This window comes from Streptomyces sp. NPDC001100 (assembly GCF_053598575.1).
On record NZ_JBSFKO010000064.1, the window covers coordinates 26,039 to 34,856 of the forward strand.

Annotated in this window: 7 protein-coding genes; 6 read left to right on the forward strand and 1 reads right to left on the reverse strand. The window is 69.1% G+C overall.

The window, feature by feature from the left end:
• Positions 1 to 3: 3 nt before the first annotated feature.
• Positions 4 to 903 carry a helix-turn-helix domain-containing protein gene (locus ACWDEW_RS46775; protein ID WP_450522164.1) on the reverse strand — a complete coding sequence of 300 codons (900 nt, stop codon included), beginning with the start codon at positions 901 to 903 and terminating at the stop codon, positions 4 to 6.
• A gap of 146 nt (positions 904 to 1,049) precedes the next feature.
• On the opposite strand from ACWDEW_RS46775, the gene tkt reads away from it, so the two are divergent.
• From tkt to ACWDEW_RS46805, 6 genes are all read left to right on the forward strand, one after another.
• Positions 1,050 to 3,125, forward strand: a complete 2,076-nt coding sequence (gene tkt, locus ACWDEW_RS46780; protein WP_450522166.1) for a transketolase — start codon at positions 1,050 to 1,052, stop codon at positions 3,123 to 3,125.
• 19 nt (positions 3,126 to 3,144) lie between these two features.
• Entirely contained in the window at positions 3,145 to 4,290 is a 1,146-nt protein-coding gene (gene tal, locus ACWDEW_RS46785; RefSeq protein WP_450522168.1) for a transaldolase, read from the forward strand.
• A complete protein-coding gene (zwf, locus tag ACWDEW_RS46790) occupies positions 4,287 to 5,897 on the forward strand; it encodes a glucose-6-phosphate dehydrogenase (RefSeq protein ID WP_450522170.1) in 1,611 nt (536 codons plus the stop codon). Before tal ends, zwf begins: the two co-directional genes overlap by 4 nt.
• A complete protein-coding gene (gene opcA / locus ACWDEW_RS46795; RefSeq protein ID WP_019069892.1) occupies positions 5,894 to 6,829 on the forward strand; it encodes a glucose-6-phosphate dehydrogenase assembly protein OpcA in 936 nt (311 codons plus the stop codon). The genes zwf and opcA overlap by 4 nt, the downstream gene beginning before the upstream one ends.
• Positions 6,822 to 8,498 carry a glucose-6-phosphate isomerase gene (gene pgi / locus ACWDEW_RS46800; protein WP_450522173.1) on the forward strand — a complete coding sequence of 559 codons (1,677 nt, stop codon included), beginning with the start codon at positions 6,822 to 6,824 and terminating at the stop codon, positions 8,496 to 8,498. Before opcA ends, pgi begins: the two co-directional genes overlap by 8 nt.
• Position 8,499: 1 nt before the next feature.
• The coding region (locus ACWDEW_RS46805; RefSeq protein ID WP_450522175.1) for an NAD(P)-binding domain-containing protein at positions 8,500 to 8,818 on the forward strand (319 nt) is incomplete at its 3' end.

Consider the following 8,818-nt stretch of genomic DNA (forward strand, 5'->3'; position numbering starts at 1 on the left):
GCGTCACCGCAACTCCGCCCGGAACCCCGCCGGCGTCACATCCGTGTGCTGCTGGAAGAACTTGGAGAAGTTGGCCGCGTCGGGGAAACCGACCGCCGCTCCCACCCGGCCGATCGGGAGATCGGTGTGGGCCAGCAGCCGTTTCGCCTCCAGGACGACGCGCTTGTCGATGAAGCCCTTGGGGGTCTCGCCGGTGGCGGCGCGGACCGCGCGGACCAGGGTGCGGCGGGAGTAGCCGAGGGCGTCGGCGTAGGCGCTGACGCTGTGGTTGGTGGCGAAGCCCTTCTCCACGGCGTCGCGGAAGAGCGTGAACGTCGTGTCGGCCTGCTGCCGGGCCGCCTCCGCCGAGCTGGCGGCGAGATGCGCGAGGCGGAGGAGGAAGGCCGTCAGGGAGTGTCGCAGGACCGACGTGTGCAGGCTCAGCGGGAGGGTCGTCGTGTCCTCGTACTCGCGTTGGAGGTGGCCGAGGGAGGAGCGCAGAGCGGTGAGGCGGGGCTCGTCGGGGTGCAGGAGGGGCGGGAGGTCGTAGCGGTAGAGGCCGGTCGCCTCGACTGTGGCGCGGGGCAGGAAGCCGGGCTGCATGGTCAGGACCGTGCCGTGGTAGTCGTCCATGCGCGAGAAGCGGTGGACCTGGCCGGGGCGGATCCACAGGATGTCGCCGGCCGCCGCCTCGTACTCGGCGAAGTCGATCATGTGGCGGACCGGGCCCTCGTCGAAGAGCATCACCACATGGAAGTCGATGCGGTGGACGCGGTGCAGGGGTGCGTCGGCGTGCCAGGTGCGGCCCGTGCCCATCGGGCCGACCTGCATGCCGACGCCGCAGACGCTCAGATCGACGGGGAAGGGAAACGTTCTGATCACGTCGCCGTCACCGGCCGCGCCTTGGATGGTTCTGTCCGCCATGTCCTTCTCGTGCCGCCTCAGTGCGGGTTCCGGTGTCCCACTTTCACCACAGGCTGGCACACCGACACCTTCCCTCGTAAAAGTCAGACTTTTAGATTTGAAGGCGTCCGAGCAGTTCTGCCGCTCTTACCGAGGACTTCTTGAAGATGAACGCGCACACACCTGACAGCTTCGAGTGGACCGATCTCGACCGTCGTGCCGTCGACACCGCCCGTGTTCTGGCCGCTGACGCGGTGCAGAAGGTCGGCAACGGCCACCCGGGCACGGCGATGAGCCTGGCCCCCGCCGCGTACACGATCTTTCAGAAGGTGATGCGTCACGACCCCGCGGATCCCGAGTGGACCGGCCGTGACCGCTTCGTCCTCTCCCCCGGCCACACCTCACTGACGCTCTACACACAGCTGTACCTCGCCGGGTACGAGCTGGAGCTCGACGACCTGAAGGCGTTCCGGACGCACGGGTCGAAGACGCCTGGTCACCCCGAGTACGGGCACACGGCCGGTGTGGAGACCACGACAGGACCGCTCGGACAGGGTGTCGCCAACGCCGTCGGCATGGCGATGGCCGCCCGCTACGAGCGCGGCCTGTTCGACCCCGAGGCACCCGAGGGCGAGTCGCCCTTCGACCACACCGTCTGGGCGATCGTCTCCGACGGCGACCTGGAGGAGGGCATCTCCGCCGAGGCCTCCTCGCTGGCCGGCCACCAGAAGCTGGGCAACCTCGTCTTCGTCTACGACGACAACCACATCTCCATCGAGGGCGACACCGCGACCGCGTTCTCCGAGGACGTGCTGAAGCGGTACGAGGCCTACGGCTGGCACACCCAGCGCATCGAGCCCGGCGCCGACGGCGACATCGACCCGCACGCGCTGTACACGGCGCTGAAGGCGGCGCAGGCCGAGACCGGGCGCCCCTCGATCATCGCGATGCGCACGATCATCGCCTGGCCCGCCCCCAACGCCCAGAACACCGAGGCCGCCCACGGCTCCGCGCTCGGCGCAGACGAGGTCGCCGCCACCAAGCGCGTCCTCGGCTTCGACCCCGAGAAGTCCTTCGAGGTCGCGGACGAGGTCCTCGCGCACAGCCGCAAGGCCCTGGACCGGGGCGCCGAGGCGCACTCCGCGTGGGACAAGCAGCTCGACAAGTGGCGCGGCGCCCAGCCCGAGCGCGCGAAGCTCTTCGACCGGGTCCTCGCCGGTCAGCTCCCCGAGGGCTGGGAGCAGTCCCTGCCGGTGTTCGAGGAGGGCTCCTCCGTCGCCACCCGCGCCGCTTCCGGCAAGGTCCTCCAGGCACTTGGAACGGTCCTGCCCGAGCTGTGGGGCGGCTCCGCCGACCTGGCCGGCTCGAACAACACCACCATCGACAAGACCTCGTCCTTCCTCCCGAAGGGCAACCCGCTCCCGGAGGCCGACCCGTACGGCCGTACGATCCACTTCGGCATCCGCGAGCACTCCATGGCGGCCGAGATGAACGGCATCGCCCTGCACGGCAACACCCGTGTCTACGGCGGCACCTTCCTGGTGTTCTCCGACTACATGCGCAACGCCGTCCGCCTCTCCGCGCTGATGCAGCTCCCGGTGACGTACGTCTGGACGCACGACTCCATCGGGCTCGGCGAGGACGGCCCCACCCACCAGCCGGTCGAGCACCTCGCCTCGCTGCGCGCCATCCCGGGCCTGAACATCGTCCGCCCGGCCGACGCCAACGAGACCGCGATCGCCTGGGCCGAGATCCTCAAGCGGCACGCCACCAAGCCCGCCCCGCACGGCCTCGCGCTGACCCGCCAGGGTGTGCCGACGTACGCGCCCAACTCCGATGCGGCGCGCGGCGGTTACGTCCTCAAGGACTCCTCCGCCGAGACCCCCGACGTCGTGCTGATCGCGACCGGTTCCGAGGTCCACCTCGCCGTCGAGGCGCGGGAGCAGTTGGAGGCCGAAGGCGTGGGCACCCGGGTGGTGTCGATGCCGTCCGTGGAGTGGTTCGAGGAGCAGCCGCGCGAGTACCGCGACAGCGTCCTTCCGCCGTCCGTGAAGGCCCGCGTTGCGGTCGAGGCCGGGATCGGTCTCACGTGGTACCGGTTCACGGGTGACGCAGGACGCATCGTCTCCCTCGAACACTTCGGCGCCTCCGCCGATGCCAAGACCCTGTTCGCCGAGTTCGGTTTCACGGCCGAGAACGTCGCCGCCGCGGCTCGGGAATCCCTTGCCGCCGCGCGCGGTTGATCCGATCGCCAGAAAGAAGATGATCACAGTGACCGAAGTGACCGCCACCGCGGGAACACTCAAGCGCCTGTCCGACGAGGGCGTCTCCATCTGGCTGGACGACCTGTCGCGCAAGCGGATCGAGTCCGGCAACCTCGCCGAACTCGTCGACACGAAGAACGTCGTCGGCGTCACCACCAACCCGTCCATCTTCCAGGCCGCCATCGGCTCGGGAGAGGGTTACGAGGAGCAGCTCGGCGACCTTGCCGTACGCAAGGTGACGGTCGAAGAGGCCGTACGGATGATGACGACGGCCGACGTCCGTGCCGCCGCCGACATCCTGCGCCCGGTGTACGAGGCGACCGGTGGCCGGGACGGCCGGGTCTCCATCGAGGTCGACCCGCGCCTGGCCCACCACACGGCGGCGACGATCGCCGAGGCCAAGCAGCTCTCCTGGCTGGTGGACCGTTCCAATGCAATGATCAAGATCCCGGCGACGAAGGCCGGTCTCCCGGCGATCACCGAGGTCATCGGCGAGGGCATCAGCGTCAACGTCACGCTGATCTTCTCGCTGGAGCGCTACCGCGAGGTCATGGACGCCTACCTGGCCGGCCTGGAGAAGGCGAAGGCCGCGGGCATCGACCTGGCCACCATCCACTCCGTCGCCTCCTTCTTCGTCTCCCGCGTCGACTCCGAGATCGACAAGCGCCTGACCGCGCTGGCCACGGACGAGGCGCTCGCTCTCAAGGGCAAGGCGGCGCTCGCCAACGCGCGGCTCGCGTACGAGGCCTACGAAGAGGTCTTCGCGGGTGAGCGTTGGACCGGTCTCGCGAGCGCCGGCGCCAACAAGCAGCGCCCCCTGTGGGCCTCGACCGGTGTGAAGGACCCGTCCTACAAGGACACCCTCTACGTCGACGAGCTGGTCGCGCCCGGCACGGTCAACACCATGCCGGAGGCCACGCTGAACGCCACCGCCGACCACGGTGACATCCACGGCGACACGGTGACCGGCGGCTACGCGCAGGCACGCGCCGACCTGGACGCCGTAGAGCGACTGGGGATCTCGTACGACACCGTCGTCAAGCAGCTGGAGGACGAGGGCGTCGCCAAGTTCGAGGTGGCGTGGCAGGACCTGCTGGACGCCGTCGCGAAGTCGCTGAGCGGCAAGGGGGTCGACGGGGAATGAGTGAGGAACTTCCCGCAACGAAAGCGGCCGAGGCACCGGAGACCCAGGCGCTCACCGTCGAGGAACTCACCGACGCCCTGGCCGCCCACTGGGACAACCCGCTGCGTGACGAGCGCGACCGCCGGCTCCCCCGGATCGCGGGCCCGTCCGGTCTCGTCATCTTCGGGGTCACCGGTGACCTGTCCCGCAAGAAGCTGATGCCGGCCGTCTACGACCTGGCCAACCGGGGCATGCTGCCGCCGGGGTTCTCCCTCGTCGGGTTCGCCCGGCGGGACTGGGAGGACCAGGACTTCGCGCAGGTGGTGCACGACTCGGTGCGCGAGCACTCCCGGACCGAGTTCCGCGAGGAGGTCTGGCAGCAGCTCGCCGAGGGGATGCGGTTCATCCCGGGCGACTTCGACGACGACACCGCGTTCAAGCAACTGCGCGCGGCCGTCGACGAGTTGGACACCTCGCGCGGTACCAGCGGCAACTACGCGTTCTATCTCTCCGTACCGCCGAAGTTCTTCCCGAAGGTCGTCCAGCAGCTGAAGAAGCACGGCCTCGCGACGGCCGGCGAGGGTTCCTGGCGTCGCGCGGTCATCGAGAAGCCGTTCGGGCGCGATCTGAAGAGCGCGCGTGAGCTGAACAAGATCGTGCACGAGGTGTTCGACCCGGACCAGGTGTTCCGCATCGACCACTACCTCGGCAAGGAGACCGTCCAGAACATCCTGGCGCTGCGCTTCGCGAACCAGATGTACGAGCCGATCTGGAACCGGTCCTACGTCGACCACATCCAGATCACGATGGCCGAGGACATCGGCATCGGCGGCCGGGCCGGCTACTACGACGGCATCGGCTCGGCGCGTGACGTCATCCAGAACCACCTGCTCCAGCTGATGGCGCTGACCGCCATGGAGGAGCCGATCGCCTTCGACGAGGAGGCGCTGCTCACCGAGAAGCTGAAGGTGCTGAAGTCGGTGCGGCTGCCCAAGGAGCTGGGCGAGCACACGGTGTTCGGGCAGTACGCGGAGGGCTGGCAGGGCGGCGAGAAGGTCGTCGGCTACCTCCAGGAGGACGGCATCGACCCGCAGTCGAAGACCGACACCTACGCGGCCGTCAAGCTGGAGGTGGACAACCGCCGCTGGGCGGGCATCCCCTTCTACCTGCGCACCGGCAAGCGGCTGGGGCGGCGCGTCACGGAGATCGCGGTGGTCTTCAAGCGCGCCCCGCACTCCCCCTTCGACTCCAGTGCCACCGAGGAGCTGGGCCAGAACGCGATCGTCATCCGCGTCCAGCCCGACGAGGGCATGACGGTCCGGTTCGGTTCGAAGGTGCCGGGCACCTCGATGGAGATCCGGGACGTGTCCATGGACTTCGCCTACGGCGAGTCGTTCACGGAGTCGAGCCCGGAGGCGTACGAGCGGCTCATCCTGGACGTGCTGCTCGGCGACGCCAACCTGTTCCCGCGCCACCAGGAAGTGGAAGAGTCCTGGAAGATCCTCGACCCGATCGAGGAGTACTGGGCACAGAACGGCAGGCCCGCGCAGTACTCCTCGGGCAGTTGGGGCCCCGAGGAGGCGGACGAGATGCTCGCACGAGACGGACGGAGCTGGCGCAGGCCATGAAGATCGACCTGAGCGACACCACGGCAAGCAAGATCAACAAGGCGCTGGTGCAGGGTCGCCGCGACATCGGCACCCCTGCCGTGGGCATGGTCCTGACGATGGTCATCGTCACGGACGAGGAGAACGCCTACGACTCGATCAAGGCGGCCGAGGAGGCCTCGCACGAGCACCCCTCGCGCACCCTGGTCGTCATCAAGCGGCACGCCCGCACCCCGCGCGACCGCACCAACTCGCACCTCGACGCCGAGGTCCGGGTGGGCGCCGACGCCGGCACCGGCGAGACGGTCGTGCTGCGGACCTACGGCGAGGTGTCCGACCACGCCGACTCCGTGGTGCTGCCGCTGCTGCTGCCGGACGCGCCGGTCGTCGTGTGGTGGCCGGTGGAGGCGCCCGAGATCCCGGCGAAGGACCCGCTGGGCGCCCTCGCGCAGCGCCGGATCACCGACCTGTACGCGGCGGCGAACCCGCTCGAAGAGCTGGGCACCCGCGCCCGTGCCTACGCGCCCGGCGACACCGACCTCGCCTGGACCCGGCTCACCCCCTGGCGCTCGATGCTGGCGGCGGCCCTCGACCAGGCCAAGTCCAAGATCACCTCCGGTGCGGTGGAGAGCGAGGCCGAGAACCCGGCCGCCGAACTGCTGGCCCGCTGGCTGGAGGCCCGTCTCAAGGTGAAGATCGACCGCGTGGTCACCGACGGGCCGGTCATCACGGCCGTCCGCCTGGGTACCGGCGCCGGCGACATCGTCATCGACCGCCCCGACGGCCCCCTCGCGACGCTGTCCCTGCCCGGGCAGCCCTCCCGCACCCTCGCGCTGAAGGTCCGCACCACCTCCGAACTCATCGCCGAGGAGCTGCGGCGCCTCGACGCCGACGAGATGTACGCCATCGCCCTCCGGGCCGAGGGCACCAAGGAGACCCCCTCTCATGTCTGACTCCCCCAAGCTCGTGCGGCGGCCCGAGTGGACCGCCCTGGAGGACCACCGCGCGGGTCAGCTGAACCCGCAGCTGCGTGAGTTGTTCGCGGCGGACCCGGAGCGCGCGGAGCGGTACGTGGTCACTGTCGGCGACCTGCGCATCGACTACTCCAAGCACCTGATCACGGACGAGACCCTGGCCCTGCTCCAGGAACTCGCCGCCGCCACGGACGTGTTCGGCCTCCGGGACGCCATGTTCCGCGGCGAGAAGATCAACGTGACCGAGGACCGCGCGGTCCTGCACACCGCCCTGCGCGCTCCCCGGGACGCGGTGATCGAGGTCGACGGCGAGAACGTCGTCCCGGCCGTGCACGCGGTGCTCGACAGGATGGCCGCCTTCGCCGGCCGCGTCCGCTCCGGCGAGTGGACCGGGCACACGGGCCGCCGTATCCGCAATGTCGTCAACATCGGCATCGGCGGCTCGGACCTCGGTCCGGCCATGGCGTACGAGGCCCTCCGCGCGTTCACCGACCGCGGGTTGACGGTCCGCTTCGTGTCGAACGTGGACGGCGCCGACCTGCACGAGGCCACCCGCGACCTCGACCCCGCCGAGACGCTGTTCATCGTGGCGTCGAAGACGTTCACCACCATCGAGACGATCACCAACGCGACGTCCGCCCGGACCTGGCTGCTCGACGGTCTTGGCGGTGACGACAAGGCCGTGGCGAAGCACTTCGTGGCACTGTCGACCAACGCCGAGAAGGTGTCGGACTTCGGCATCGACACGGACAACATGTTCGAGTTCTGGGACTGGGTCGGCGGACGCTACTCCTACGACTCGGCCATCGGGCTCTCCCTGATGATCGCGATCGGCCCGGACCGCTTCCGCGAGATGCTCGACGGTTTCCACCTCGTCGACGAGCACTTCCGCACCGCGCCCGCCGAGTCCAACGCACCTTTGCTGCTCGGCCTGTTGGGCGTCTGGTACGGCAACTTCCACGACGCCCAGTCGCACGCGGTGCTGCCGTACAGCCACTACCTCTCCAAGTTCACCGCCTACTTGCAGCAGCTGGACATGGAGTCCAACGGCAAGTCGGTGGACCGGGACGGGAATCCGGTGGAGTGGCAGACAGGCCCCGTGGTGTGGGGCACGCCCGGCACGAACGGGCAGCACGCCTACTACCAACTCATCCACCAGGGCACCAAGTTGATCCCGGCGGACTTCATCGGCTTCGTCAACCCGGTCGCCGAGCTGAGCGAAGGGCTCAAGGCGCAGCACGACCTGCTGATGGCCAACTTCTTCGCCCAGACCCAGGCGTTGGCGTTCGGCAAGACGCCCGACGAGGTGCGCGCCGAGGGCGTGGCGGAGGAGCTGGTCCCGCACAAGACCTTCAAGGGCAACCACCCCACGACCACCATCCTGGCCCGCGAGCTGACCCCCTCCGTGCTCGGCCAGCTCATCGCGCTCTACGAGCACAAGGTGTTCGTGCAGGGCGCGGTCTGGAACATCGACTCCTTCGACCAGTGGGGCGTCGAGCTGGGCAAGGTCCTCGCCAAGCGGGTCGAACCCGCCCTCACCGAAGGCGCCGACGTACCGGGCCTGGACGCCTCCACCGCCGCGCTCGTGGCGGCTTACCGGACTCTCCGTAATTCGCAGGACTCCCAGGATTCTCAGGAAGTGAACTGACATGCAGCTCGGACTGATCGGCCTCGGCAAGATGGGCGGCAACATGCGCGAGCGCATCCGCCGCGCGGGCCACACCGTCATCGGCTACGACCGCAACCCCGAGATCTCCGACGTGAGCGACCTGGCCGAACTGGTCGGCAAGCTCGAAGCGCCGCGCACGGTCTGGGTGATGGTCCCGGCCGGCGCCCCGACCCAGTCGGTCGTCGACGAGCTGGGCGAGCTGCTCCAGCCCGGCGACACGGTGGTCGACGGCGGCAACTCCCGTTGGACGGACGACGAGAAGCACGCCGAGGAGCTGGGCGCCAAGGGCATCGGCTTCG

Excerpts from the sequence above, each read along its gene's own strand:
- ACWDEW_RS46775 (WP_450522164.1), bottom strand. The coding sequence starts at position 903 with ATGGCGGACAGAACCATCCAAGGCGCGGCCGGTGACGGCGACGTGATC.
- tkt (WP_450522166.1), top strand. The coding sequence starts at position 1,050 with ATGAACGCGCACACACCTGACAGCTTCGAGTGGACCGATCTCGACCGT.
- tal (WP_450522168.1), top strand. The coding sequence starts at position 3,145 with ATGATCACAGTGACCGAAGTGACCGCCACCGCGGGAACACTCAAGCGC.
- zwf (WP_450522170.1), top strand. The coding sequence starts at position 4,287 with ATGAGTGAGGAACTTCCCGCAACGAAAGCGGCCGAGGCACCGGAGACC.
- opcA (WP_019069892.1), top strand. The coding sequence starts at position 5,894 with ATGAAGATCGACCTGAGCGACACCACGGCAAGCAAGATCAACAAGGCG.
- pgi (WP_450522173.1), top strand. The coding sequence starts at position 6,822 with ATGTCTGACTCCCCCAAGCTCGTGCGGCGGCCCGAGTGGACCGCCCTG.